General features: G+C 76.4%; 23 protein-coding genes. 11 read left to right on the top strand and 12 right to left on the bottom strand.

The window, feature by feature from the left end:
* Window positions 1–7: 7 nt before the first annotated feature.
* Window positions 8–631: a 5-oxoprolinase subunit B family protein gene (locus HCN08_RS10880; RefSeq protein WP_167982770.1), complete on the top strand. Its 624-nt coding sequence runs from the start codon at window positions 8–10 to the stop codon at window positions 629–631.
* Between the two features lie 163 nt (window positions 632–794).
* Complete coding sequence (locus HCN08_RS10875; protein ID WP_167982769.1) at window positions 795–1676, top strand: 5-oxoprolinase subunit C family protein; 882 nt, start codon at window positions 795–797, stop codon at window positions 1674–1676.
* On the opposite strand, the gene HCN08_RS10870 is transcribed toward HCN08_RS10875, so the two are convergent.
* The 4 genes from HCN08_RS10870 to HCN08_RS10855 form a co-directional block, all read right to left on the bottom strand.
* A complete protein-coding gene (locus HCN08_RS10870) occupies window positions 1565–2560 on the bottom strand; it encodes an SGNH/GDSL hydrolase family protein (RefSeq protein WP_167982768.1) in 996 nt (331 codons plus the stop codon). The genes HCN08_RS10875 and HCN08_RS10870 overlap by 112 nt on opposite strands.
* 90 nt (window positions 2561–2650) lie before the next feature.
* Window positions 2651–3799, bottom strand: coding sequence for a glycosyltransferase (locus HCN08_RS10865; protein WP_167982767.1), 1149 nt, complete (start codon window positions 3797–3799; stop codon window positions 2651–2653).
* A complete protein-coding gene (locus HCN08_RS10860) occupies window positions 3796–4914 on the bottom strand; it encodes a glycosyltransferase family 4 protein (protein ID WP_167982766.1) in 1119 nt (372 codons plus the stop codon). Before HCN08_RS10860 ends, HCN08_RS10865 begins: the two co-directional genes overlap by 4 nt.
* A gap of 251 nt (window positions 4915–5165) precedes the next feature.
* Complete coding sequence (locus tag HCN08_RS10855; protein ID WP_167982765.1) at window positions 5166–6593, bottom strand: HEAT repeat domain-containing protein; 1428 nt, start codon at window positions 6591–6593, stop codon at window positions 5166–5168.
* Between the two features lie 404 nt (window positions 6594–6997).
* Between HCN08_RS10855 and HCN08_RS10850 the strand changes: the two genes are divergently transcribed.
* The gene (locus tag HCN08_RS10850) at window positions 6998–8464 is read left to right on the top strand and encodes a PP2C family protein-serine/threonine phosphatase (RefSeq protein ID WP_167982764.1); all 1467 of its coding nucleotides are present in this window, start codon (window positions 6998–7000) and stop codon (window positions 8462–8464) included.
* Window positions 8465–8515: 51 nt separating this feature from the next.
* Here the strand turns inward: HCN08_RS10850 and HCN08_RS10845 are convergent, their stop codons facing one another.
* Entirely contained in the window at window positions 8516–9994 is a 1479-nt protein-coding gene (locus HCN08_RS10845; RefSeq protein WP_167982763.1) for a DNA-binding protein NsdB, read from the bottom strand.
* A gap of 236 nt (window positions 9995–10230) precedes the next feature.
* On the opposite strand from HCN08_RS10845, the gene HCN08_RS10840 reads away from it, so the two are divergent.
* Complete coding sequence (locus HCN08_RS10840) at window positions 10231–11313, top strand: aminoglycoside phosphotransferase family protein (RefSeq protein WP_167982762.1); 1083 nt, start codon at window positions 10231–10233, stop codon at window positions 11311–11313.
* 74 nt (window positions 11314–11387) lie between these two features.
* On the opposite strand, the gene HCN08_RS10835 is transcribed toward HCN08_RS10840, so the two are convergent.
* The 3 genes from HCN08_RS10835 to HCN08_RS10825 form a co-directional block, all read right to left on the bottom strand.
* The gene (locus HCN08_RS10835; protein WP_167982761.1) at window positions 11388–11888 is read right to left on the bottom strand and encodes a hypothetical protein; all 501 of its coding nucleotides are present in this window, start codon (window positions 11886–11888) and stop codon (window positions 11388–11390) included.
* 22 nt (window positions 11889–11910) lie between these two features.
* Window positions 11911–14598, bottom strand: coding sequence for an ATP-binding protein (locus HCN08_RS10830; RefSeq protein WP_167982760.1), 2688 nt, complete (start codon window positions 14596–14598; stop codon window positions 11911–11913).
* Between the two features lie 249 nt (window positions 14599–14847).
* On the bottom strand, window positions 14848–15576 hold the full coding sequence (locus tag HCN08_RS10825; protein ID WP_167982759.1) for an ABATE domain-containing protein: 729 nt from the start codon (window positions 15574–15576) through the stop codon (window positions 14848–14850).
* A 48-nt stretch (window positions 15577–15624) separates the two neighbouring features.
* Between HCN08_RS10825 and HCN08_RS10820 the strand changes: the two genes are divergently transcribed.
* Window positions 15625–16278 carry a pyridoxine/pyridoxamine 5'-phosphate oxidase gene (locus HCN08_RS10820; protein ID WP_167982758.1) on the top strand — a complete coding sequence of 218 codons (654 nt, stop codon included), beginning with the start codon at window positions 15625–15627 and terminating at the stop codon, window positions 16276–16278.
* A complete protein-coding gene (locus HCN08_RS10815) occupies window positions 16275–17000 on the top strand; it encodes a maleylpyruvate isomerase family mycothiol-dependent enzyme (protein WP_322974371.1) in 726 nt (241 codons plus the stop codon). The genes HCN08_RS10820 and HCN08_RS10815 overlap by 4 nt, the downstream gene beginning before the upstream one ends.
* Before the next feature lie 165 nt (window positions 17001–17165).
* Here the strand turns inward: HCN08_RS10815 and HCN08_RS10810 are convergent, their stop codons facing one another.
* The 3 genes from HCN08_RS10810 to HCN08_RS10800 all read right to left on the bottom strand — a co-directional run bounded on the left by HCN08_RS10810 (window position 17166) and on the right by HCN08_RS10800 (window position 19580).
* Window positions 17166–17405 (bottom strand): DUF397 domain-containing protein, encoded by a 240-nt coding sequence (locus HCN08_RS10810; RefSeq protein ID WP_167982756.1) that lies wholly within the window; start codon window positions 17403–17405, stop codon window positions 17166–17168.
* A gap of 172 nt (window positions 17406–17577) precedes the next feature.
* On the bottom strand, window positions 17578–18888 hold the full coding sequence (locus tag HCN08_RS10805) for a HAMP domain-containing sensor histidine kinase (RefSeq protein WP_206318615.1): 1311 nt from the start codon (window positions 18886–18888) through the stop codon (window positions 17578–17580).
* 23 nt (window positions 18889–18911) lie between these two features.
* Entirely contained in the window at window positions 18912–19580 is a 669-nt protein-coding gene (locus HCN08_RS10800; RefSeq protein WP_167982754.1) for a response regulator transcription factor, read from the bottom strand.
* A gap of 137 nt (window positions 19581–19717) precedes the next feature.
* Between HCN08_RS10800 and HCN08_RS10795 the strand changes: the two genes are divergently transcribed.
* The 5 genes from HCN08_RS10795 (at window position 19718) to HCN08_RS10775 (ending at window position 23006) form a co-directional block, all read left to right on the top strand.
* Complete coding sequence (locus tag HCN08_RS10795) at window positions 19718–20170, top strand: hypothetical protein (RefSeq protein ID WP_167982753.1); 453 nt, start codon at window positions 19718–19720, stop codon at window positions 20168–20170.
* A gap of 127 nt (window positions 20171–20297) precedes the next feature.
* On the top strand, window positions 20298–20885 hold the full coding sequence (locus tag HCN08_RS10790; protein WP_240969975.1) for a TetR/AcrR family transcriptional regulator: 588 nt from the start codon (window positions 20298–20300) through the stop codon (window positions 20883–20885).
* Between the two features lie 158 nt (window positions 20886–21043).
* Window positions 21044–21631 (top strand): DUF4865 family protein, encoded by a 588-nt coding sequence (locus HCN08_RS10785; protein ID WP_167982751.1) that lies wholly within the window; start codon window positions 21044–21046, stop codon window positions 21629–21631.
* The gene (locus tag HCN08_RS10780) at window positions 21628–22074 is read left to right on the top strand and encodes a carboxymuconolactone decarboxylase family protein (protein WP_322974370.1); all 447 of its coding nucleotides are present in this window, start codon (window positions 21628–21630) and stop codon (window positions 22072–22074) included. The genes HCN08_RS10785 and HCN08_RS10780 overlap by 4 nt, the downstream gene beginning before the upstream one ends.
* Window positions 22071–23006, top strand: a complete 936-nt coding sequence (locus HCN08_RS10775; RefSeq protein WP_167982750.1) for a phosphotriesterase family protein — start codon at window positions 22071–22073, stop codon at window positions 23004–23006. The genes HCN08_RS10780 and HCN08_RS10775 overlap by 4 nt, the downstream gene beginning before the upstream one ends.
* Window positions 23007–23025: 19 nt before the next feature.
* On the opposite strand, the gene HCN08_RS10770 is transcribed toward HCN08_RS10775, so the two are convergent.
* Entirely contained in the window at window positions 23026–23787 is a 762-nt protein-coding gene (locus HCN08_RS10770) for an alpha/beta fold hydrolase (protein WP_167982749.1), read from the bottom strand.
* Window positions 23788–23875 lie beyond the last annotated feature (88 nt).

The following is a 23875-nucleotide window of genomic DNA, read 5'->3' as shown; positions in this document are numbered from 1 at the left end:
CGGGTCCGTGAAGTGCAAGGTGATGGCCATGGGGCGCGGCGCCGTGCTCGTGGAGACCGAGGACGGCGAACGGGCGCAGGCGCTGCACGCGGAGTTGCTGCGGCGGCGCGCGGCGGGCGAGTTCGCGCAGGTGCGGGAGATCGTGCCGGCCGCGCGTACGGTCCTGGTCGCCGGCCTCGACGATCCGAAGGGCTTCGCCGCGGCGGTCAGCGCGTGGGAGGTGCCGCCGGTGGCGGAGGCCGGCGGCGAGGCGCGCGAGGTGCCGGTGCGGTTCGACGGTCCGGACGTCGAGGAAGTGGCGGCGCTGTGGTCGGTGCCCGCGGCGGAGCTGCCGGACATCGTGACGGGGACGGACTTCCGGGTGGCCTTCTGCGGCTTCGCGCCGGGTTTCGCGTATCTGACGGGCCTGCCGCCGCAGCTGCACGTCCCGCGGCGCCCGACACCGCGCACCGCCGTGCCGGCGGGCTCGCTGGGCCTGGCGGGACCGTACGCGGGAATGTACCCGCGGTCCTCCCCGGGCGGCTGGCAGCTCATCGGCACGACGGACGCCCCGCTGTGGGACCCGGCCCGCGATCCTGCCGCCCTGCTCACCCCGGGCACCCGGGTCCGCTTCACCCGGGCGACGGCATGACGCGGCCGGGGCGTACGGCGAAGGCGACCGGCCGGGCGGGGGCCCGGGGCACAGACGGCCCCTGCGGACAGCTGGGTCGTACGGCACGGAGCGCCGGCCGGGCGGTGGGCGCGGGCGGCGCCCGGAGTCGGGTCGGGGCGGCGCGGGTGGTCGGGAGGGTGTCGTGAGTGGGGTGACGGTGGTGCGGGCCGGGGCGTTGACGACCCTGCAGGATCTGGGGCGGGCCGGTTACGCGCATCTCGGGGTGCCGCGGTCGGGGGCGCTGGACCTGCCGGCGCACCGGCTGGCGAACCGGCTGGTGGGCAACGCAGAGGGCGCCGCCACGCTGGAGACGACGGTGTCGGGGTGCACGCTGCGGGCGGCGCGGCCGTTGCTGGCCGCGGTGACGGGCGCGGCGTGCGCGGTGCGGGTGGACGGGCGGCCGGCGGCGTGGGGCGCGCCGGTGCGGGTGCCGGGCGGCGCGCTGCTGGAGGTGGGCGCGGCGGCGGTGGGCCTGCGCAGCTATGTCGCGGTGGCCGGCGGCTTCGCGGTGGAGCCGGTGCTGGGCAGCCGCGCGACCGATCTGCTGTCCGGGCTCGGCCCCGCGCCGCTGGCCGACGGCGACGAGCTGCCGGTCGGCGCCGGACGCGGCGCCGCCGCGGCGGTGGACGTGCTGCCGTACGCGTCGGCGGGCGGCGAGCTGGTGCTGCCGTTCCTGCCGGGGCCGCGGGAGGACTGGTTCGAGCCCGGCGCGCCGGCCGCGCTGGTCACCGGGGAGTACGCCGTCTCCCCCGCGTCCAACCGGATCGGGCTGCGGACGGACGGCCCGGCGCTGCGCCGGGCGGCGGGCCGGGAGGGCGAGCTGCCGAGCGAGCCCATGGTGCCGGGCGCCGTCCAGGTGCCGCCGGACGGGCGCCCCGTCGTCTTCCTCGCCGACCATCCGACCACCGGCGGCTATCCGGTGATCGGCGTCGTCCCGGAGGAGTCGCTGCCGGCCGCGGCCCAGTCCGCGCCGGGTACGAGGATCCGCTTCGTCGCGCTGCGCTCGGGGCGGCCGGAGCTGTGAAGGAGGTCGGCGCCGGGCCCGGGCGGCGGGATCGCGGGGTCCGGGCGCAGGCCCAGTGACTCCAGGGCCAGCGCGGTCGCCTCGCGGGCGGCGTGGTCGAGCAGGGGCGCGGTGCCGCGGGCGGCGTGCCGGTATTCCTCGGCGGCCAGCCGCAGCAGGTCGGGCAGCAGGTCGGTGCAGCGGTCGGCGATCCACCGGGTGCCGCGGGTGGCCATCCACCACACGGACGCGGCGCGGCCCGGGGCGGGGCCGTCGGGGGTCGGCCGCGGGCCGGGGCCTGCGGCCAGGGCGGCGTCCGCGGCGGCGAGCAGCAGATGGAAGTCGCGGGCCATCATGCGGTGTCCGGCCTCGCTGGGGTGCAGCCGGTCCGCGCTGAGCACGCCGGGGCTGGTGGTCCATGGCAGCCGGGCGGCGTGCAGGTGCACGGTGCCGTGGTGCGCGGACAGCGCGTGGACGGTGTCGTTGAGCGCGGCCATCCGGCGGCCCAGCGGGTGGGCCAGCGGCCAGGGCAGGCCGAGGACGGTGCCGGGGTCGGGCAGGCACGCGGTGAGCACATGGGCGCCGCTCGCGCGCAGCGTGCCGATGGCGGTGTGCAGGTCGGCGGCGACCTGCGCGATGTCGAAGCCGCCGCGCAGCGTGTCGTTGCCGCCGACCACGACCGAGGCGAGCTGCGGGCGGTGCCGCAGGGCGGCGGTGAGCTGGCTCCCGGCGACGTCGCCGCTGCGGGCCCCGCTGCGGGCGAGGTTGAGCAGCTCGCCGCGCGGGGTCAGGCTCTCGCCGAGCAGGGCGGCCCAGCCGCGCCAGCCGCCGCCCGGCAGCGGGTCGCCGACCCCTTCGCTGAGCGAGTCGCCGAGCACGGCGAACCGGACGGCCCCGTCAGCCACGCCGTCCACCTCCCCGCCCGCGCGGCGCCGCCCCGTACGCCGGCCGCGGCCGGCTGCCGTACGGGGCGGCGGGCCGGGGCGCGGGGCGGTTCACCGGGGGATCCCGGCGGGGGCGGTCGCGGCGCCGTGGGCGGTGAGGAAGGCGTGGACGGCCGCGGGCCAGGTGTAGAGCTCGGCGCGGCGGCGGGCCCGTTCGCGGCGGGCGGCGGCCGGCACGGCGAGCAGTTCCCGTACCGCGGCGGCGAAGTCCTCCGGGGTGGTGCCGCAGCCGCCGGCCGGTCCGACGATGTCGGGCAGCGCGGAGCGGGCGCTGACGACCACGGGCGTGCCGCAGGCCAGCGCCTCCAGCGCGGCCAGGCCGAAGGTCTCGACGGGGCCGGGGGCGATCGCGACGTCGGCGGTCGCGAGGACGGCGGCCAGGTCGTCGCGCCGGGCGACGTGGCCGAGGAAGGTCACCGGCAGCCGGGCGGCCTTGGCGTGCTGGGTGAGCCGGGTGCGCAGCGGGCCGTCGCCGGCGACGACGAGCGCGGCGTCGAGTCCGGCCCGCCGCAGGTGCGCCAGCGCCTCGATCGCGTCGTCGGGCCGCTTCTCCGGGCTCAGCCGGGAGCACAGCACGAGCATGACGGCGGCGCCGTGCGCGTACCGCTCGCGCAGCCGCGGGTCGTGGTGGCCGGGGTGCAGCCCGGACAGGTCCACGCCGAGCGGGGCGCGGACGACGTTGCGGGCGCCGATCCGCTCGAACTCGGCGGCGGCCCACGCGGTGGTGCACAGCACCCGGGTGTAGGAGTGCGCGGTGCGCCGGTTGAGGGCGTCGGCGGCGCGGCGGGCGGCGCGGGAGGGGACGCCCCAGGTGCCGAGCACGCCGTCGGCGCTCTCGTGCGAGACCATCATCGCGGGCACTCGGTGCCGGCGGGCCCATTCGCCGGTCCAGCGCAGGGTGGTGCGGTCGGAGACCTCCAGCCGGTCGGGCGCGAGCCGTGCCAGGAGGTCGGCGACGGGGGTGCGGCGGGTCAGCACGCGGTAGCCGCCGGTGCCGGGGATCTCGGGGCCGGGCAGGGTGATGACCCGGCCCTGCGCGGAGGTCTCGTCGGACGCCTCGGGGCCGGGGATGACGAGGACGGGTTCGTGCCCGGCCGCCGCGTAGCCCTCGCCGAGGTGGCGCAGGGCGGTGCGCAGGCCGCCGGAGACGGGGGTGACGAAGTTCGCGACGCGGACGATCCGCAGGCCGGCGGCGCTCATGCGACGGCCGCCGCGCGCTCGTAGAGGACCTGGTCGTAGTGGGACAGCAGCTGGTCGCCGACGGCCTCCCAGCTGCGCTGCGCGACCGTCGCGCGGGCGGCGGCGCCGTAGCGGACCCGCAGCCGGGGGTCGGCGTGCAGCAGCTGGACGGCGGTGCGCACCGAGAGGTCGTCGCCGGGCGGCACGAGCAGGCCGGTCCTGCCGTGGTCGACGAGGTCGAGGGGGCCGCCGGCGGCGGGGGCGACGACGGGCACGCCGCTGGCCATGGCCTCCTGGACGGTCTGGCAGAACGTCTCGAAGGGCCCGGTGTGGCAGAAGACGTCGAGGGAGGCGAAGATCCGGGCGAGGTCGTCGCCGGTCCTGCGGCCGAGGAAGACCGCACGCGGCATGGCCTGCCGCAGGCCCGGCTCGCTGGGTCCGTCGCCGACCACGACGACGCGCACGCCCGGCAGTTCGCAGGTGCCGGCGAGCAGCTCGACATGCTTCTCGGCGGCGAGCCGGCCGACGTAGCCGACGATCAGCTCGCCGCGCGGGGCGAGTTCGCGGCGCAGCGCCTCGTCCCGGCGGCCGGGGTGGAAGCGGACGGAGTCGACGCCGCGCGGCCACAGGTGGACCCGCGGCACGCCCTGGTCGGTCAGGGCGGTGACCGAGGCGCTGGAGGGCGCGAGGGTGCGGGCGGCGGCGGTGTGCACGGCGCGGATGCGGCGCCAGGCGGCGGCCTCGCCGGCGTTCAGGTACGTCTTGGCGTAGCCGGCCAGGTCGGTCTGGTAGACGGCGACGGCCGGGATGCGCAGCCGGGTGGCGGCGGCCTGGCCGCGGACGCCGAGCACGAAGGGGCTGGCCAGGTGGACGATGTCGGCGTGGTGCGCGGCGATCGCGGCGGCGGTGCGGCGGCCGGGCAGCGCGACGCGGACCTGGGGGTAGCCGGGCAGCGGCAGCGAGGGGACGCGGACGACCGGGCAGGGGTCGTCGGCGAGCTGGTCGTGGGGGCCGGCGGGCGCGATGACCAGCGGTTCGTGGCCGGTCCTGACGAGGTGTTCGACGGTGCGCAGCGCGCAGTGCGCCACTCCGTTGACGTCGGGCGGGAAGGACTCTGTGACGATGGCGACTCTCATACCGAGGTTGTCGCCGCACCGGACGTTATAAGGGCCACGAGGATCTTTCCCGAAGGATAACGCCCCGTGAGCGTTGGCCTGCGCCCTACGCTCCGGCCTGGACAAGCGCGGCGGAATGCCGCCTTCCGGCCGTGCCCGGCCGACCCGGCCGGTCCGCTCCCGGCGTCCCGTGCCGCGCCGGCGCCCTTCCGCGCGCCGCGCCGCCGCGCCGGTCTCCGGCGCGGCGGCGGGCGGCGGTCAGCGGGCGGCGGTCAGCGCGAGCCGCCGCCGGAGCTGAGCCTGCCGCGCACGGCGGTCTGCACCTCGGCCTCCTCGGCGGGATCGGCGGCCAGCCGGCGCAGCTGCGTCAGGACGCGTACGTCGCCGGAGGCGGCCCGGCGCGCGGCCAGTTCCCGGGTGGCCTCCTCGCAGTCCCACAGGCACTCGACGGCGAATCCGGCGCCGAAGCCGGGGTCGGTGCCGGCCAGGGCGTGGGCGGCGGTGCCGCGCAGCTGGGAGGAGGACGTCTCGCGGTACAGGTGCCGCAGCAGCGGCGCCGCGCGGCATTCGGCGAGCCTGCCGACGCCTTCGACGAGCGGTTCGATGCCCTCGGCGTCGGCGCCGTCTGCCTGCACGGCGCGGCGCAGGGCGGCGAGCACGAGTCCGGCGTCGGCGGGTCCGCCGTGCCGGGCGAGGATACGGGCGGCTGCGGCGCCGAGCCGGTCGGTGCGCACCGCCCAGGCGCGGGCGCGGTCCAGGGCGGCGGCGTCGCGCATCCGCTCGAAGGACTCGACGGCGGCGCGCACGACCCGGTCGTCGCCGTCCTGCGCGGCGGCCTCGACGAGGTCCAGGCAGCGCGGGTCGCGGCGGTCGGCGAGGTGGCGCAGGGCGGCGGCGCGGGCGGCGGTGGGGCCGTGCTCGGCGGCGGCCAGCAGCGCGGGGCGGTCCTCGGGGCCGGCGACGGCGGCCAGGCACCGGGCGGCGGGCTGGTCGCGCTCGACGGCGGGGTGGGCGTCCAGGCCCTGCTGGGCCCATTCCAGGACGGCGGCGACGCCCCAGCCGGGCGTGGGTCCCGCCGACCTCATCTGGCGCTGCCACCGGTCGAAGCTCACCTGCTCGGCGGCCTTGCGGACCCGGGCGGCGGTGCCGGGGTGCGCGCCGTCCTCGGCCCACAGCTGCCACGGCCGCGGCTCGTACGCCTCGCGTACGGCGCGGGCGAGCGCGGCGTCTCCCTCGGCGGTGGCGGGGAAGCGAGCGACGACCGACGGGCCGAGCGCGCGCAGGCCCGCCTCGCCGTCGCGTACGGCCAGTTCGTCCAGCGCCCATTCCCAGCAGCCGCCGGCCGCGGCGTACCGGCGCAGCAGCCGCAGCGCGTCCCGGCGGCCGTATCCGGCCAGGTGGCCCAGGACGGACAGGGCCAGGCCGCAGCGGTGCTCGTCGGGGGCGAGGATGTCGTCGGGGTGGAAGAGGTGCTGTTCGATCCCGTCGAGCGGGCCCTCCAGGTCGGAGTAGAGGCGCGCGTAATAAAGGGAGCGCGACTCCACCCGCCAGTCCAGCCGGGGGTCGCGCAGCACGCAGTGCTCCAGGGCGGCGAGTGCCTCCGCCCGCGGCGCCGCGAGGGCGTGCAGGGGCCCGTCTCCGCGCCCCCGCTGGAGGAGGCCGAGAAGGGTGCCGCTGGGCGCTATGTCTGGGTCGAACATGAGGTCAGCATCCGGTGCGGGGGGTTCCATGGCAACGGGATTTCCGCTGCTGATGCCCGGCATCCTTACCTTCCGCCGGGCGTTTCATGCCTGGCGGCAGGGGTGGACCGCTGGGGGACGGGCGGGCCGCAGCCTACCGACTCGGCGGCCCGCTGTCGCTTCCGGTCCACCTCGAAGGGGGCAAGGTGGCCCCTGTTGAGCGTGAACATGACCGGCCGGAAGCAATTGCACGACACCCGGGTGGCCGGAAAATCACCAAGCACTTGGCATATGCCACAAGCACCACCGGATCGGGTATCGCGGAAACACTTACGACCCATCGCTCACTGTGCAACAGTCGTTACCGGCCCCTTCCGTCCGCCCCGGCCGCAAGCGCCGACCAGCAGACACGTTCGGAGTGCGTCATGCCGTCCCCCCCGCACGCGGATCACCCCGCCGCGCAATTGCCCGACCCCGGGGTGGTGGACGCCCTGATCACCGAAGCCCGCGGGCTGCGGAGCAGGGTCGACGCCATGCTGCGCGACGGCGACGCCGTCGAGGACCCGCAATTGCGCTGGCAGCGCGCGCTGTGCGACCTCGCCGTGCACCAGCTCGACGACCTCGGCGTGCACCTCGGCCAGCTCAGGGACGGCCTCGGCGACCTCGGCGCGGGCGCCGAGCGCCCGCTGCTGCTGGACGTGCCGTTGCAGAACCCCGGCCCGGACGCCGCAGCCGTGGGCGCGCTCGGCAGGGCCGGCAGCGCCCAGTGGGACCTGCTCACCGACACCGCGCTGTGGTCGGACGAGCTCTACCGCATCTTCGGCCGCTCGCCGCAGGACGGCCCGCTGACGCTGGACGAACTGCCGTCGTGGCTGTTCGCCGAGGACCAGGCGCTGCTCACCGAGATGGTGACCGGCTGCCTGGTGGACGGCCGGCCGATCGACGGCGAGTTCCGCATCGTGCGCGCGGACGGCTCGGTGCGCACCGTGCACATGGTCGGCGAGCCGGTGCTCGGCGCCGACGGCGGCACCGAGTCGATGTGGGCGGTGCTGCGGGACGTCAGCGACCTGCGGCGCAGCCAGCGCACCCTCCGGGAGACCCGGGAGTCGCTGCAGCGGCAGCGGCAGATCGCGCAGACCGAGCGGCGGATGGCGGTCGAGTTGCAGGAAGCCGTGCTGCCCCCGTGGCGCGGCGCCCAGCGCTTCCCGCAGGACGGGGGGCCGACCACGATGGACCTGGCGGCGCACTACCTGCCGTCCGCGACCAGCGCGCTGATCGGCGGCGACTGGTACGACGCGATGCAGCTGCCCGACGGCTCGTCCTTACTGACCGTCGGCGACCTGACCGGGCACGGCGTCGCCGCGACCTCCGGCATGGCGATGCTGCTGGGCGCGCTGCGCGGGATGGCCGTCGCCGGCCTGCAGCCCGGCCCGCTGATGGGCTGGCTCAACGAGCTGCTGGACACCTCGCCGCAGCCGGCCCTCGGCAGCGCGCTGTGCTGCCGCTACGACCCCAGGACCCGGGTGCTGCACTGGGCGCAGGCCGGCCACCCCGCCCCGCTGCTGTTCCGCGACGGGGTGGGGCGGCTGCTCGATCCGCCGGACGGCGTGCTGCTCGGCGCCACCTCGGGCGCGCAGTACGCCCAGGCCCACGAGCAACTGGCGCCCGGGGACCTGCTGGTGCTGCACACCGACGGCCTCGTGCCGCGCCGGGCCGCCCTGGACGGCACGGGTGCGGCGACCGCCGACGGCGGCGGCAACCGGCTGCTGGCCATGGCACCGCTCTTCGCCGCCGCCAGGACCGCGCAGGACTGCGTGCGGCTGGTGGCGGAGGAGTTCGGCACCCCGGACCGCGAGGACGACGCGTGCGTGCTGATCGCCCGGATCGCCTGACCGTGCGTCCGTGAGGGGTGTCGGTGAATACGCGGGTGCGGCCCGCCGCCGTCAGACGCTCCGGTAGCGCCCGCCTCCCATGCCCTTCTGCCGCGGCAGCGTCGCCTCGATCTCCCGCCGCAGGTCCTGCACCCGGGTGTAGTCCGCGTAGCGCCCGGTGAGCCGGTACATCTCGCGCAGCCGGTCCCAGGTGCGGTGCGAGGACGTCTGGCCGATGGTCAGCAGCGCCATCCGGGCGTAGGTGTCGGCCTGGTCGGGGTCGTTGGCGATGAAGCACGCCGAGGCGAGCGAGAGGTAGTCGAAGATCGTCGACCGCTCGTGTCCCGCGGTCCGCAGGCTCAGCGCCTTCTTGGCGTGCGCCTGCGCGAGCGCCGCGGCGGACGGGTCGTGCTCGGCCAGGGTGCGGTAGGCCAGCGCCTGCATGCCGTGCAGGTCGGCCTCGTCGAAGTTCTGCATCCAGTCGGGCGCGGGCGCGTCCGACCTGTCGGTCACGAACAGCTCCTCGGCCTCGCCGAGGGTGCGGCGCATCGCCTGGCCGCGCCCCATCGACGCCTGCGCCCACGCCTCGATGGTGTGCAGCATCGCCCGGGTGCGCGGCAGCGCCCGCTCGCCCGAGCCGGACTGGGCGAGCTTCATCAGGTCCAGCGCCTGCTCGGGCTGCCCGAGGTGCACCATCTGCCGGGCGGCCCGGGAGAGCGCCTCGCCGGCCCGCGGCCGGTCGCCGCCCTCGCGCGCGGCGTGCGCGGCGATCAGGAAGTACTTCTGGGCGGTGGGTTCCAGGCCGATGTCGTGGGACATCCAGCCGGCCAGCACCGCGAGGTTGGCCGCCACGCCCCACAGCCGCCGCTGCAGGTGTGCCGGGTGCTGGTAGGAGAGCATCCCGCCCACCTCGTTGAGCTGCCCGACGACCGCCTTGCGCTGCAGTCCGCCGCCGCGTGAGGCGTCCCAGGCGCGGAAGACCTGCACCGAGGCCTCCAGCGAGTCCACCTCCTGCGAGCCGACCGGGGCCGCCTCGTAGCGGTCGTAGTCGGCGGGCGCGGCGCGCAGCGGGTCGTCCAGGACCGGCGCGTCGGCGGTCAGGGCCGGGTCGGAGTGGAGCCAGTCGTACATGGCGTTGCTGATTACGGTGCCTGAGGCGAGCGCGGCGCCCGCGTTCACCAGACCGCGTCGGTTGAGCATGAGGTCCATTCCCGTGAATTCGGTGAGGACCGCGGCGGTTCTGTCCGGCGCCCACGGAAGGCCGTCTCCGGTCTTTTTCCCGCCCGTCTGCCTGCGCCGGTCGAACCCGAGGTCCTCGATGGTCACGACACGGCCGAGACGCTCGGTGAACAGCGCTGCCAGCACCTTCGGCACGGGATCGCGCGGCGACTCACCGGTGTCGATCCAGCGGCGCACCCGCGAGGTGTCGGTCGCCAGCTGCGGGTGGCCCATGGCCGCCGCCTGCCGGTTGACCAGCCGCGCGAGTTCGCCCTTGGACCATCCGGTGAGCGCGAACAGGTCCGCGAGTCGGGTGTTGGCCTCATTGCCCACGTCAAGCCCCCAGGTTCCTCGGCGCTGTTGACACTATTCCCCGAGGCATCCCCCCGACATGGGCCGAGCGGATATTCGCCAGGGTTCGCCAGGGTCCGCCAGATGGTCTGCCACGGTCCGCCGGGTGTCAGGTAGGAACGCGCCACCCCGCCCCGGCGCCGCATTCCCCAGGGTGCGACCGCGGGGGCGGGGGCGGCGCCCCGAATCGCTGGCACACGAAGGGATCTGCTTCTCCCATGTATTCGGCATCGTCCTCCGTGTCCGCCCTGCCCCGTCCCGTCTACCCGGCCGTCGCGGAGCCGCCCGTCAGAGCCCGGCCCGCGGCCGGCCTGCGGCGCGGGACGCTCGGCGGCACCCATCCGCTCAGCGGGAGACTCGACTTGACCGGCCCGCAGGGGGCCCAGCTTCGTACCGCGGTCGCCGCGGTGCAGCGCATCTGCCCCGAGTTCACCCCTGTCCAGCTGCTGCGCCGCGGCGGCCGGACCGCGCTGCTGATCGGCTCCTCGGGACGCTCGCCGGCCGTGGCGAAGTGCCTGCTGGACCACTCCCCCGCGTGGGCGGATCGTTTCCGCCACGAGATAGCGGCCTACCGCACCTTCGTCCGGCACCGCCCTCCGGTACGGGTGCCGCGGCTGATCGCCGCCGACCCGGAGAGCTGCGTGCTGGTGATGGAGCGGATGCCGGGCCGGGTGGTCTGCCCGCAGCGCCATCCCTCGCACCCGCCGGCCCGCGGTGACGTACGGGCGGCGCTGGCGGCGTACGCGCGGATCAACATGTGGCGCCCGCCGCCGGGGTCGTTCGACGCGCCCGTCGACTACGGGGCCCGGATCGGGCGCTACCACGAGCTGGGGCTGCTGACCGACCGGGACATGGGCGACCTGCACAAGCTGCTGCACGGACTGTCGCACGCGCAGGGGCAGTTCAACCACGGCGACGCGCTGCTGTCGAACGTGCTGCTGTCGCCGGCCGGCCCGTCGCTGGTCGACTGGGAGCACGCCGGGTGGTATCTGCCCGGTTACGACCTGGCGGTGCTGTGGTCGGTGCTCGGCGACGACGAGGCGGCGCGCCGGCAGATCAGCCAGCAGGCGCAGGCGCCGGGGCCGGCCGCCAGGGACGCGTTCCTGGTGAACCTGATGCTGGTGCTGACGCGGGAGATCCGCACGTACGAGACGGCCGTGCAGCGCACGATGCGCTCCACCGCGCCGGTGCTGCCGGGCGCGGCCGAGACGGGTGAGGAGCAGCGGCTGCTGCTGCGCCGGCTGCACGACGACTGCGGGCTGGCCCGCAGGGCGGTCCGCGCCGCGGTCGGCACCCGCTGAGCGGGCCGGGCTGAGCGCGGGGGCTCAGCCGGCCTGGAACGGCCCTCCCCGGGCGGATACGGACCCGGTGCGGCTCAGCCGGCCTGGAACATCTCCGCGGGCAGCGGCTTGAGCAGCTGGTACAGGTCGTCGCTGATCGGCCGGTCCCAGGTGGCGATGGTGACCTGCACGCCGTCGCTGCGGTCGAACTGCGCGCACGCCACCCGGGTCTCCGAGATCTTGATCCGCCGCACGATGAGCAGGCCGTCGCCCTGCCACACCGGGATGTCCTCGACGCCGGTGACGGTGGCGGGCTCGTCGTTGCCGAGCGCGGCCAGCAGCTGCGCCACCTCGAAGGGCACCTGGCCCTCCTCCAGCTGGCGCGCGGGCGAGCCCTCCGGCAGGTTGCCGATGAGCATCGCGGGGCCGCGCCCGCCGAACAGGTCGTAGCGCAGGTAGATGCCCTCGCAGCGGCCGTCGGGGCCGGGCAGCAGGCCCGCGCCCAGGTCGCCCGGCCAGTCCCCCGGGTCCATCGCGAGGACGTCGAAGTCCGGGCCGGTGGGCGTGGCCGAGCTGCGGCGGCGGAGGAAGGACATGCGGCCATGGTACTGGCCACGATCAGGCCCCGGCGCCCCGTGCGGCGCTGATCGGCGCCAGTTCGTCGCGGGCCCGGCGCGCCAGGCCGTCGGCGGCGCACGTGCGGGCGGTGGCCAGGCCCCGCTCCAGCCGTTCCGCGGCCTCCTCGGTACGGCCGGCGGCCCGCAGGGCGGCGCCGTGGGCGACGAGCGCGTGGGCGAGCTCGTACGCGGCGGGGGACGCGTCCAGGTAGGTCACGGCCTCCTCCAGCAGCCGCAGCCGCTCCTGGCCGGCCGCGACCTCGCCGGCGACCCGCAGGGTGTGGCCGACGGCCGAGCGCGCCCCGAACTCCCGGGCCCGGTCGACGGCCTGCAGCGCGGTGGTCAGCGCCCGCTCCGGCGCGCTGACGTGCTCGGCGAGCGCGAGGTTGGCCTGCCAGGCGCACCACGCGGGGTTGCGGATGCCGCGCGCCTCCAGCCGCCGCCCGACGGCGGCCAGCTCGTCGGCGGCCTCGGCGTGCAGCCCGCGGGCCAGCAGCAGCTCGCCGTGCACGGACTGGGCGTCGGGGAAGGTCACGGCGGCCGGGAAGGGCGCCCGGAAGCCGTGGTCGCCGGCGACTTCGGTGGCCTGCCCGGTGTCGCCGCGGGCCAGCAGGACCTGGACCAGCACGGAGACGGCGTACCAGTGCCCGGGGGTGCCGTGCCCCATCCGCTCGGCCAGCCGCAGCCCGTCGCGGGCGAGCTGCTCCGCCTCGGGGAGCCGGCCCTGGCGGTAGCGGACGTGGCCGAGCAGCAGCATCGCGAAGCCGAGGTGCAGGCCGCGCCAGCCGAAGCGCTCGAAGTCGGCGATGCCGGAGGCGAACAGCTCCTCGCAGACGTCGGCGCGGTCGGTGTAGGAGTACGTCATCGCGACCAGCACCGGCACTTCGAAGCCGCGGCCCTCGTCGGCCCACGGCAGCCCGCCTTCGAGGGCGCGGGCGGCGTGCCGCTGCACGGTGGCGACGGGCTCGCCGCGCAAGGTGGCGTCCCAGGCGCGCAGCCCGATGATGAAGCGCTCGGTGAGGTCGCGTCCGGTGAGCCGGTCGGCGAGCAGCGTCAGGCGCCGGGAGCGGCCCTGCGAGTCGGGTTCGTCGGCGCGGAACGCCTCCCACATGAACTGCTCGGCCTGTATCCGCAGCCGGGCGCGGGCGCTGGTGGCCCCGCGGGCGGCGCGGGCGATGACCTCGGCGGCCTCGGAGGGCTGGTCGCTGTGGGCCAGCGACTGCGAGAGGCGGAAGACCACGTTGTCGCGCAGCGCCTGGTCGCCGGCCGGCTCCTCCAGGGCCGCCTTGAGGTGCCCGGCGGTGACCGACGGCTCCAGCAGCTGGGAGGTGTTGGCCAGTTCGTAGAGCACGGCGGCGCGGTCGGCCTCGTCCGGGGGCTCGCGCAGTGCGCGGCGCAGGTAGCTGCGGGCGGTGTCGGGGGCGCCGGCCCGTACCGTCTCGCGGGCGGCGGCGCGCAGTTGGGTGACGACCCACGGGTCGCCGGCCGGCCGGGTCTCCAGCAGGTGCCGGGCGGCGGCGCCGGGGCCGAGTCCGGCGTCGACGGTGGACCATGCGGCCTGGGTGTGCAGCCCGACCCGTACCGCGTCGGGGATGGCGCGGTAGACGGCGGCGGCGATCAGCGGGTGGGCGAAGTCCAGCGTGGTGGTGCCGGTGAGGATACGGGCCTGGCGCAGCCGTTCGGCGCAGTCGGCGGCCTCCTCGTGGCCGAGCCCGGCGACGTCGGCGGCCAGTTCGGGCGGGATGCGGGTGCCGAGGACCGCGGCGGCCCAGGCGAGCCGCACGGTGGAGGGGCCGAGCCGCTCCAGCCGGCGCACCAGGCCCGGGCCCTTGACGGCGGCGGCGAGGTCGCGCAGCAGCGGGATGCCGGAGGCGTCGGGGGCGACCTTGCGTTCGGCGACCTTGGCGGTGAGCTCGACGGCCTCGAAGGGGTTGCCGGAGGTGACCTCGAAGCACTCGCGGCAGAAGGCGTCGTCGGCGTGCTCGCCGACGGTGTCGCGCACGATGCGGGCGACGCCGTCCTCGGTGAGCGGCGGCAGCCGGATCGGCCGGTGCCCGGCCCTGCCGGGCAGGTTGCGGAACGCCTCGGCGTCCGGCGGGAGTTCGTCGGGGCGGTAGCCGATGACGATGAGCATGCCGAGGTCGTCGGCGCGCGGCGCGAACGCGGCGAGCCAGTTGAGGGACTGCGGGTCGGCCCAGTGGGCGTCGTCCAGGAGCAGCAGGACCGGTGCGCGGCGCACGGCGAGGTGGGTGAGCACCCAGTCGAGCCCGTCGCGCATGGCCTGCGGGGCGGGCGGTTCGCCCTCGGGGGCGCACAGGCCCAGCGCCGGGCCGACGACGCCGTACCAGCCGCCGAGCGCGGACCTGATCCCGTCCTCACCCGATGCGGCGAGCGGGGGTTGCAGCAGTTGACGTGCCACGTGGAAGGCGACGTGCTGCTCGTGCTCGCCGCCGCGGGCGGACAGCACGGTGCAGCCGCGGTCGGCGGCGAGCTGCCGTATTTCGCCCAGCAGCGCGGTCTTGCCGAGCCCGGCGGGGCCGGCGAAGGCGAGCAGCCCGCCGCGCCGGCCGGCGCCCTCGTACTCCCCGCCGTCGGCACGCCGTCCGGTCAGTTCGCCCAGCGCCTCCTCGGCGGCGAGCAGATGGGACTCGCGTTCCAGCAGCGCACGACGGGTGTCGCGCTGCGGCATGGTGCACCCCCTGACGGCGGGTGCGGCGCGGGCCGGTCGTGCCCGGCCGTCGGCTCCCGCCTGTCGACCTCACGTGGCCTCACAGCGTACGCCGTCAGGTGCGGTGTGTGAGCGGGATCGGCCGTGCCGATCGGCCACTGGCAGGGGACCTGACCGGCACGGCGCGGCACGGCGGCGGCGTGTGCGGGAGGCAACCGTCCGGCCGGCCACCGCGGAGCCTGCCACGCCGGCCGGTCCGCGGGCCACCGCTCACGCCTCGCGCGCCAGGTCCGTTCCTCCGTGCGCCCCTGATGCGCCCCCGCCGCCGCCCCCGTCACCGCCTGTAGCGCCGCCCGCGTCCGGCGCGGCTGCGGCAGCGCGTTGCGCGGCGGTGGCCCGGTGCCGGGCGTGGTGGCGGGCGACCCGGGCGCGGTTGCCGCAGGAGGGCTTGCACCACTCCTGGCGGGCGTGCTCCTTGACGAAGTAGCGCACGCAGCGGGGCGCCGGGCAGGCGCGCAGCCGCTCCCGGTCGGGCCCGGTGAGGAAGGCGATGGCGTGCCGGGCGAGCGCGGCGGCGACCAGGTCGGCCGCGCTGGGGGCGCCGGCGACGGTGCGGCCGGCGGTGGGGGCGGCGTCGTGCGGCCAGTCCAGGCGGGGGGCGTACGGCACCCGGGCCGCGGCGGCGTTGAGCCGGTCGGCGGCCTGCGCGGCGGACGGCAGCCGGCCGGCGTCGGCGGCGCTGGGCGGGCCGGGCAGCACCGCGCGGGCGAACAGCGCGCGGACGGCGGTGCGCACCTCGACGGCGGCGGCGAGCGCGGCGGCGTCGGCGGTGAAGCCGGCCGCGCCGCCGGCCGGTTCGAGGTCGGCGGCCAGCACCCCGGCGTGCGCGCGGACCCACCCGGTGAGCCCTTCGGGTGCGGCCAGGTCGTCGGCGATGCCGTCGTGCCCGTCGTGGCGGACGGTGACGGCGAGGTCGACCGCGAGATGATCAGCTGCCATGGGCTAATGCTATCGTGAGCGAAAACCGTTAATTCGGAGGGGGTGTCCGTGTCAGACCTGCGCGAACTGCTGCGGGAACTGGACGTGTTCGCCGGGTACCTGCCCGGGTTCGACGTCGCCTCGCTGCCGGCGGACCCGCACGAACTGTTCGTCGAGTGGCTGCTGGCGGCGGTACGGGCGGGGGTGCGCGAGCCGCACGCCATGACGCTGTCGACGCTCGGGGAGGACGGCGACCCGTCGGCCCGGGTGCTCATCGTCAAGGACGTCACGCCGGACGGCTGGCACTTCGCCGCGGACTCCACCGGGCGCAAGGGGCGCGAGCTCGCCGCGCACCCCGCCGCGGCGCTCACCTTCTACTGGTCCCCGCTCGCCCGCCAGGTCCGGATCCGCGGCCGGGTGAGCCCGGGGACCGCGGACGCGGGCGCCGCCGACTTCCTGGCCCGCTCCCCCGGCGCCCGCGCCGAGGCGCTGCTGGCCCGGCAGTCCACGCCGCTGGCCGACCTCACCGCCCGGGACGCGGCCATCGCCTCGTCCGCCGCGCGGCTGGCGGCCGAGCCGGGGCTGGTCGCGCCGGGCTGGACCGGCTACACGCTGCGGGCGCAGAGCGTCGAGTTCTGGCAGGGCGACCGGGACCGGCGGCACACCAGGGTGGTCTACACACACACCGACGAGGGATGGAAGCGGGGTCTGCTGTGGCCGTGACGGAGCCGGTGGCAACCGGGCAGGCGCACGAGGACGACGACCTGCCCGCCGCGTTCGCCGCGGGCCTGGCCAAGCTGCGGGGCCTGCTCGACGGCCTCGGCGACGAGGCGCTGCGCGCGCCGAGCGCGCTGCCCGGCTGGACGCGCGGGCATGTGCTGACGCATGTCGAGGGCGTCGCGCTGGCCCTCGCGCGGCAGGCGCGGTACGCGCTGCGCGGCCGGACCATCGAGGTCTACGACGGCGGCAGGGCGTCGCGGGACGCGGCGATCGAGGCCGGGCACCGGCGCTCGGCGGCCCAGTTGGGCCCGGCGCTGGAGGCGGCGCTGGAGGAGGCCGAGGCGTCGTGGGCTGCGGTCCGCGCCGAGGACTGGGCGCGCCCGGTGGCCTACCGCGGCGGCACGCTGCGGACGGCGGGGCTGGCCTGGTGGCGGGAGCTGGAGATCCACACGGTGGACGCGCGGCTGGGCGCGGGCCCGTCCAGCTGGCCGCCGCGGTTGTGTACCCACCTGCTGGACTTCCTCGCGGTACGGGTGCCGGACGATGTCGTCCTGACGCTCACCGCGGTGGATTCCGGCAGGGTCTGGACGTACGGGCGGTACGGCGGCGGCGCGCCGGTCGCCGCGGAGGGCCGGCTCACCGACCTCGCGGCGTGGCTCGCGGGGCGGCGCCCCGAGGGGGAGATCACCGGCGGTCCGCTGCCGGGGCTGGGCAGCTGGCCGTAGGCCCGGCCGCGCGGACCGGCCGGGCCGCCTGCGGCGTACCCGGGGCGCCGGGCGTACGGGGGCTCCGTACGCCCGGCCCCGCCGCCAGGTGGGCGCCGTCGGACGAGGGCGCGCCGGTCGGGGGGCGGGGTGCGGGCCGCCGGGCGGGCTGTCGGGTGAGGGTCGTCAGGTGAGGTCGAACTCGCCGTCGCGGGCGCCGAGGACGAAGGCCCGCCACTCCGCGGGGGTGAAGATCAGCGCCGGGCCGTCCGGGTGCCGGCCGTCCCGCATCGCGATGTACCCCTCGACGAAGGCGATCTGCACATCCCCGCTGCCCTGGCTGCTGGACAGCCACTCCGCGCCCGTCAGATCGACCTGCGGCTTCTTCCCGTTGGCTAACGGCTGCCCTGCGGTGCTCTCCGCCACGTCCGCTCTCCTCCCGCTGCGTGCTTGGCGTCCACCCTATCGGCCGCGGCCCCCGGCGCCGCAAAATGGCGAAAGCCGCCCGCGGCAGGGCCGGTTGTGCTCGCGACCGCGCCGGGCCCGGCCGCCGCGCCCCGGCATCGAGGTGCCGGCGGCGCGGGTGTGCGTCACCGCGTCATGAGCCGCCCCCGCTGAGCGGGAGGACCGCGCGCAGCGTCGCGCCGGGGCGGCGGTCCGGGACGACGTGGAGGCTGCCGCCGTGGGCGGCGGCGATGTCGCGGGCAATGGGCAGGCCGAGCCCGGAGCCGCCGGTGTCGCGGGTACGGGCGTGGTCCAGCCGCGTGAAGCGGTCGAAGACGGCGGCCCGGTGCTCGGCGGGGATGCCGGGCCCGTCGTCGGCGACGTCCAGGCGGGCCAGGCCGCGCGCCTCGTCGCGGGTCAGCGTCACGGTGACCGTGCCGCCCGCGTGGCGTACGGCGTTGTCGACCAGGTTGGCCACCAGGCGGCGCAGGTGGTCGGGCGAGCCGTCGACGAGCACGTCCGGGGTGAGCCGCATCGCCACCGCGACGTCGGTGCGCGGCCGGGGCCTGGCGGCCTCCTCGGCGACGATCTGCGCGAGGTCGGTCTCCCGGCGGCGGACCGGCTCGCGGGCGTCGAGCCGGGCGAGCAGCAGCAGGTCCGCGGTCAGGGCCTGCAACCGCGCCACGTCGGCCAGCGCCTCGCCGGCGAGTCGCCGTTCGGCGGGCCGGGCGAGCTCCAGCCGGGTCCGCAGCGCCGCGAGCGGGCTGCGCAGTTCGTGGGCGGCGTCGGCGACGAACTGCCTGTGCGCCCCGACCGCGGTCTGCAGCCGGTCCAGCGTGCCGTTGACGGTTTTCGCCAGGGCGGCGACCTCGTCGTTCCCGGCCGGCTGCGGCACCCGCTCGTGCAGGTCGCGCGCGGTGATGTCGGCGACCTTCGCCCTGATCGCCGACACCGGGCGCAGCGCCCGGCCCGCGGTGAACCAGGTGAGCAGGGCGACCAGCGCGAGCAGCGCGGGGACGCCCGGCGCCAGCACCATGACCAGGGTGCGCCGGGCGGCGCGCACCGGGGCCAGGGACGCCGTGCCCTGCACGGTGACCGGCCCGGCGCCGGTCTGCACCTGCTCGGTGACGACGTAGAGGCTGGGGAACGCCTTGGGCAGCGCGCACCTTTCCAGGTCGAGGACATTCCGGCCGGCGGCGTCCGGCGGGCCGGCCGGGGGCGTCGAGGCGGCCGGCGCCGCCGAGAACGTCGAGAACGTCGAGACGGGCCGCCGTGCCAGAGCGATGCCGAAGGAGCAGAGCGGGGACCTCCCGGTGGCCGCCGACCGGACGGCGGTCGCCTTCACCCCGGCGTCCTTGGCGGCCAGCTCGCGCGCCGAGCGGGTCAGGCCCGCGTCGAGGGACGCGAAGAGTGACGCGCCGGTGAGCGCGAGGGCCGCGGCGACCACCGCCGTCGCAGCAAGCATGGTGCGCAGCCGGACGCCCATCCTCACGGCTCCAGCCGGTAGCCGGCGCCGCGCACGGTGGTGAGCGTGCTGCGGCCGAAGGGCCGGTCGATCTTGCGGCGCAGGGCGCTGATGTAGACCTCGACGACGTTGGAGTCGCCCTCGTAGGCGAAGTCCCAGGCCCTGGCGAGCAGTTCGGACTTCGGCACGACCTCGCCCGCGCGCCCGGCCAGGCAGTGCAGGATCGCGAACTCCTTGGGGGTGAGCGCGATCAGCACCTCTCCCCTGCTGCACCGCAGCCCCGCCGGGTCCACCCGCAGGTCGCCGACCGTGAGCACGGCGGGCCGCTCCCGTACCCCGCGGCGCACCAGCGCCCGCAGCCGGGCGAGCAGCACGACGTAGGAGAAGGGCTTGGCGAGGTAGTCGTCGGCGCCGGTGTCCAGCGCCTCGGCCTCGTCGTACTCCCCGGCCATGGCGGTGAGCATCAGGATCGGCGTCCAGACGCCCGCTTCGCGCAGCCGGGCGCAGACGGTGTAGCCGTCGAGCCCGGGGAGCATCACGTCCAGCACGATGACGTCGTAGGGCTGCTCGGTGCCCATCCACAGCCCCTCGCGGCCGTCGTGGGCGAGGTCGACGGCGAAGCCCTCGCCGGTGAGGCCGTCCCTGAGCAGCTCGGCGAGCCGGTGTTCGTCTTCCACCACGAGTATGCGCACGCCCTCAGCGTGGGGCGTGGAACCTAAGGCGAACATGAAGATCATCCGACGGGCCTTCAGGTGCGCTTCAGCCTCCACGGGCGAGTCTTCCGTTCGCCGGGCCGGCCGGCCCGGCGCCACTTCGGAAACGGGAGATCATGAACAACAAGAGAATCCTCGCGGGGATCGCGCTCACGGCCGGCATCGGCCTCGCGGGCGTCGCGACGGCGCCGGCCAGCACGGCTGCGGCGCCGCAGTCCGCGACGGTCGCAGCGGGACACCGCGCGGGGCAGCAGCTGTCCATCTGCGTCGTGTCCGTCATGGAGCCGGTCGGCAAGGGGGAGAAGGTCACGTCGCAGGTGCTGCCGCGACGGCCCGCAGCACCCGGGAAGGTGGCGGGGCCGGGCCAGGGCGTGCTCCTGTGGGCAAAGGCCGCAAAGCCGCCCCACGACGTGAAGCTCTACCTCCACAAGATCTACACGATCGGCCCCGGCCCGTTCCGGGGCGCCCGCGGTTGCCCTCCGCTGCCCAAGCTGCCGAAGGGCGCCACCGGGATCGTGACCTCCGCGCCCTGGTTCCTCGCCAAGGACTTGCCGGCCTGGCGCCGGTGAGGCGGTACTGACGACGGCCGCGCCGCGGGCCTGACCGCGCCGCGGACCGACCGGGGCGGCCCGCCGACGAGGACGGGCCGCCCCGGCTCACTGGACATCTGTACCAACTAGTATGTACAGTGACGGCATGGAGACGTCGGAACGGCTCATCGAAAGCACGCAGGAACTGCTCTGGGAGCGCGGCTACGTCGGCACCAGCCCCAAGGCCATCCAGGAGCGGGCCGGCGCCGGCCAGGGCAGCATGTACCACCACTTCAAGGGCAAGCCCGACCTCGCGGTCGCGGCGATGCGGCGCAGCGCCGAGCAGCTGCGGGCACAGGCCGAGGCGCAGATCGCCGGCGGCGGCACGGCGGTGGAGAAGGCCACCGCCTACCTGACGCGCGAGCGCGACGCGCTGCGCGGCTGCCGGGTCGGGCGGATGGCGCAGGATCCCGACGTCATCGCGAGCCCCGAGCTGCGGGCACCGGTGCAGGAGACCTTCGGCTGGCTGACCGGCCACCTCGCCGCCGTCCTCGCCGAGGGCGTCGCGTCCGGCGAACTGCACCCCGGGCTCGACCCGGAGGACACCGCCGCGATGATCGTCGCCGTCGTCCAGGGCGGTTACGTGCTCGCCCGCGCCGCCGGCAGCCAGCAGCCGTTCGACGCCGCCGTCCGCGGCGCCGTGGCCCTGCTCGCCGCGCAGGCCGCACCCGCGCCGGGGCCCTCCGGCGCCTGAGCCGCACCGGCCCCGCCCGCACCGCCCCGCCCCGCCCGCAGCGACCCTTCACGTACGTACGCGACGGCGCGTACGACGCGACCACTTGCCGACACACCGATATGACGACGTGTCGATTTCCCGTCCGCATCCCGCGGCCGACCGAGGAGCACGTAACCGTGCACGCGATGAACTACCGGATCACCCTGCCCGCCGACTACGACATGGGGATCATCCGCCACCGGGTGGCCGCCAAGGGTCCGCTGCTCGACGACTTCCCCGGGCTCGGCCAGAAGGCGTATCTGATCAGGGAGCGTGGTGTCGACGGCTCGCCGGTCAACCAGTACGCGCCCTTCTACCTGTGGAACACCCCCGAGGGCATGAACAGCTTCCTGTGGGGTCCGGGCTTCCAGGGTCTCGTGAACGACTTCGGGCGGCCGGTCGTCGAGCACTGGACGGGGCTCGGCTTCTTCCGCGGCCCGGCCTTCGACGCCGCGCCGCGCGCCGCGGGCCGCCGGGCCCGGCCGATCGCGCCCGGTACGGAGCCGGCGGCGGTGATCGCCGGCGCGCTGGAGGAGGCGGTGGCTCTCGCGGCGCTGCCCGGGCTGCACTCGGCGGCGCTGGTCGTGGACCCGCGGCACTGGGAGCTGCTGCGGTTCACCCTGTGGGAGGACGAAGCGCCCGACGAGCCGGGCGAGGAGCGCCACCAGGTGCTGCATCTGTCCCGCCCCGGACTGGACACGCTCCCCACGGGGAGGCAGTGGTGAGGCACAAGGCCGTGATCGACCGCGCCGCCGGCTACCGCCTGATGGGCGAACTCGCCGGCCCGGAGACGATCGAGGGCACGCTGGCCCGGCTGGACGCGCTGGCGCCGGGCTTCGCCGACTGGATCGTCACCGCCCTGTTCGGCGGCACCTACCAGCGCGAGGGGCTGGCGCTGCGCGACCGGCAGATCGCCACCATGGCCGCGCTCACCGCGCTCGGCGGGGTGGAGCCGCAGCTCGACGACCATGTCCGCAACAGCCTGCGGATCGGACTGGAGCCGAGGGAGATCGTCGAGGTGATGGTGCACCTGGCGCCGTACGTCGGGGTGCCCAAGGCGCTCGCCGGGCTGCGGGTGGCCGCGGCGGTGCTGGGCGAGACGGCGCAGGAAGAACCGGTGGAGAAGGCGGGCGGGGAGCCGGACGGGGCGGAGGTGGCGGCGTCATGACGGCGGCCCGCACCGTCCGTACGGTCCTCGGCGACATCGACCCCGCCGGGCTGGGCGTATGCGACGCCCACGACCACCTCTTCCTGCGCTCCCCCGCGCTGCCCGGCCCGCCGCTCGACGACGTGGCCGCCGCGCACGCCACGCTGACGGCCTACCGCGACCTGGGCGGCGGGGCGATGGCGCACTGGACGCCGTTCGGGATGGGACGCCGGGCGGAGCAGCTGGTCGCGGCCTCACGCGCCACGGGGGTGCGGGTGATCGCCGCGACCGGGCTGCACCAGCAGGTCCACTACGACCCGGAGCTGCTGCGGCGGCTGCGCCGCGGGGACGCGCTGGCGGAGCTCTTCGTCGCCGAGCTGACGCACGGCACGGCCGCCGGCGACGACCCGGACGGGCCGCGGACGGCGGTGCGGGCCGGGATGATCAAGGTCGCCGGGATGTTCCACGGCCTGGACGACCACACCCGGTGGGTGATGACCGCGGCGGCCGACGCGCACCACGCGACGGGCGCGCCCATCGGCATCCACCACGAGATGGGCACCGCGGCGGCCGATGTGCTCGCGCTGCTGCACGGCGAGCTGGGCGTGCCGGCGAGCAGCCTGCTGCTCGGCCACCTCAACCGCTTCCCCGACCCCGGGATGCACCGCGAACTGGCCGCCGCCGGGGCGTTCCTGGCCTTCGACGGGCCGAGCCGCGCGCATCACGCGACGGACGCCTGGACGGTCGGCTCGCTGGTCGCGCTCGCCTCGCACGGGCACACCGGGCAACTGCTGCTCGGCGCGGACACCACCGCGCCGGGCGCCGGGCCGGGGGCGCCCTACCTGCTGCGGGTGATGGGGCCGCGGCTGGTGCGCGAGCTGGGCGAGGCGGCGGTGGACGCGCTCCTGCGGACGAACCCCGCACGGGCGTTCGCGGTGGCCTGGGCGTCCTGACGGGCCGGCACCGGGGCCGTCAGCCGCGAGCCGCCGGTCCCGCGCCCGGTGCCTGGCCGCTGTCCCTGTCCTCGTCCTCGTCCTCGTCCTCGGCGAGGAAGGCGCGCAGCACCGCGAGGAATTCGGCGGGGCGCTCGTCGTGGACCATGTGGCCCGCCTCGATCGTGGTCAGGCGGGCGCCGGGGATGAGGGCGGCGACCTGCGCGAGCTGGTCCTGCGGCACATGGCTGCTAGGGCCGCCCGCGACGAGCAGCGTCGGGGCGGTGATCTCCGCGAGGCCCTCCAGATGGAGGGCCGCCGGCGCGTTGCGCTGCCGGGCCACCGCGGCCACGACCCGCCAGTCGAAGTCGACCGGCTCGGGGAAGGGCCCGGTCGGCACCGGCCGGGGCGGATCGGCAGGGTAGGGCAGCGGGCCCTCTTCGAGGACCATCCGGCGGACGGCGGCCGGCCGGTCCATGGCCACCAGCGCGGCCACGAACGTACCGGCCGAGTGGGCGACGAGCGTCACCTCGCCGAGGCCCAGCCCGTCCAGCAGCGCCAGGACGTCGTCCCGCATGGCCTCGAAGGGGTAGTCCCCCGGGTGGTCGCTCCCGCCGTGGCCGCGCAGGTCGAGCGCGTACGTACGCCACCCGTCCGCGGCGAGCGCCGCCGCGACCCGCGCCCAGGAGCCGCGGTTCTCCCCGAGTGCGTGCAGCAGCACCACCGCGGGACCGCCCTCGGGCCCGTCCGCCTCGTACACCAGCCGCACGCCTCCGGCGTGGAAAGCCCGCACGTCACCCATACCCGCGACCCTAGGGGGTGTCTGACAAGTAGCGTCGTCCCGCCCGTAAGGGCGGGGGCTGGCGGGGCTGGGTGCGTGCGATTGCAAG

Origin of the sequence: Actinacidiphila epipremni (assembly GCF_012034175.1) — a bacterium.
GTDB lineage: Bacteria > Actinomycetota > Actinomycetes > Streptomycetales > Streptomycetaceae > Actinacidiphila > Actinacidiphila epipremni.
The sequence above is the reverse complement of the archived record's forward strand: the minus strand, read 5'-3'. Positions and strand labels throughout refer to the sequence as shown.

What these genes read in the sequence shown, in the direction of transcription:
- HCN08_RS10790 (WP_240969975.1), top strand. Translation starts at nt 20,298, where the DNA reads ATGGAGACGTCGGAACGGCTCATCGAAAGCACGCAGGAACTGCTCTGG.
- HCN08_RS10840 (WP_167982762.1), top strand. Translation starts at nt 10,231, where the DNA reads ATGTATTCGGCATCGTCCTCCGTGTCCGCCCTGCCCCGTCCCGTCTAC.
- HCN08_RS10835 (WP_167982761.1), bottom strand. Translation starts at nt 11,888, where the DNA reads ATGTCCTTCCTCCGCCGCCGCAGCTCGGCCACGCCCACCGGCCCGGAC.
- HCN08_RS10770 (WP_167982749.1), bottom strand. Translation starts at nt 23,787, where the DNA reads ATGGGTGACGTGCGGGCTTTCCACGCCGGAGGCGTGCGGCTGGTGTAC.
- HCN08_RS10855 (WP_167982765.1), bottom strand. Translation starts at nt 6,593, where the DNA reads ATGTTCGACCCAGACATAGCGCCCAGCGGCACCCTTCTCGGCCTCCTC.
- HCN08_RS10860 (WP_167982766.1), bottom strand. Translation starts at nt 4,914, where the DNA reads ATGAGAGTCGCCATCGTCACAGAGTCCTTCCCGCCCGACGTCAACGGA.
- HCN08_RS10850 (WP_167982764.1), top strand. Translation starts at nt 6,998, where the DNA reads ATGCCGTCCCCCCCGCACGCGGATCACCCCGCCGCGCAATTGCCCGAC.
- HCN08_RS10775 (WP_167982750.1), top strand. Translation starts at nt 22,071, where the DNA reads ATGACGGCGGCCCGCACCGTCCGTACGGTCCTCGGCGACATCGACCCC.
- HCN08_RS10830 (WP_167982760.1), bottom strand. Translation starts at nt 14,598, where the DNA reads ATGCCGCAGCGCGACACCCGTCGTGCGCTGCTGGAACGCGAGTCCCAT.
- HCN08_RS10825 (WP_167982759.1), bottom strand. Translation starts at nt 15,576, where the DNA reads ATGGCAGCTGATCATCTCGCGGTCGACCTCGCCGTCACCGTCCGCCAC.
- HCN08_RS10805 (WP_206318615.1), bottom strand. Translation starts at nt 18,888, where the DNA reads ATGCTTGCTGCGACGGCGGTGGTCGCCGCGGCCCTCGCGCTCACCGGC.
- HCN08_RS10795 (WP_167982753.1), top strand. Translation starts at nt 19,718, where the DNA reads ATGAACAACAAGAGAATCCTCGCGGGGATCGCGCTCACGGCCGGCATC.
- HCN08_RS10865 (WP_167982767.1), bottom strand. Translation starts at nt 3,799, where the DNA reads ATGAGCGCCGCCGGCCTGCGGATCGTCCGCGTCGCGAACTTCGTCACC.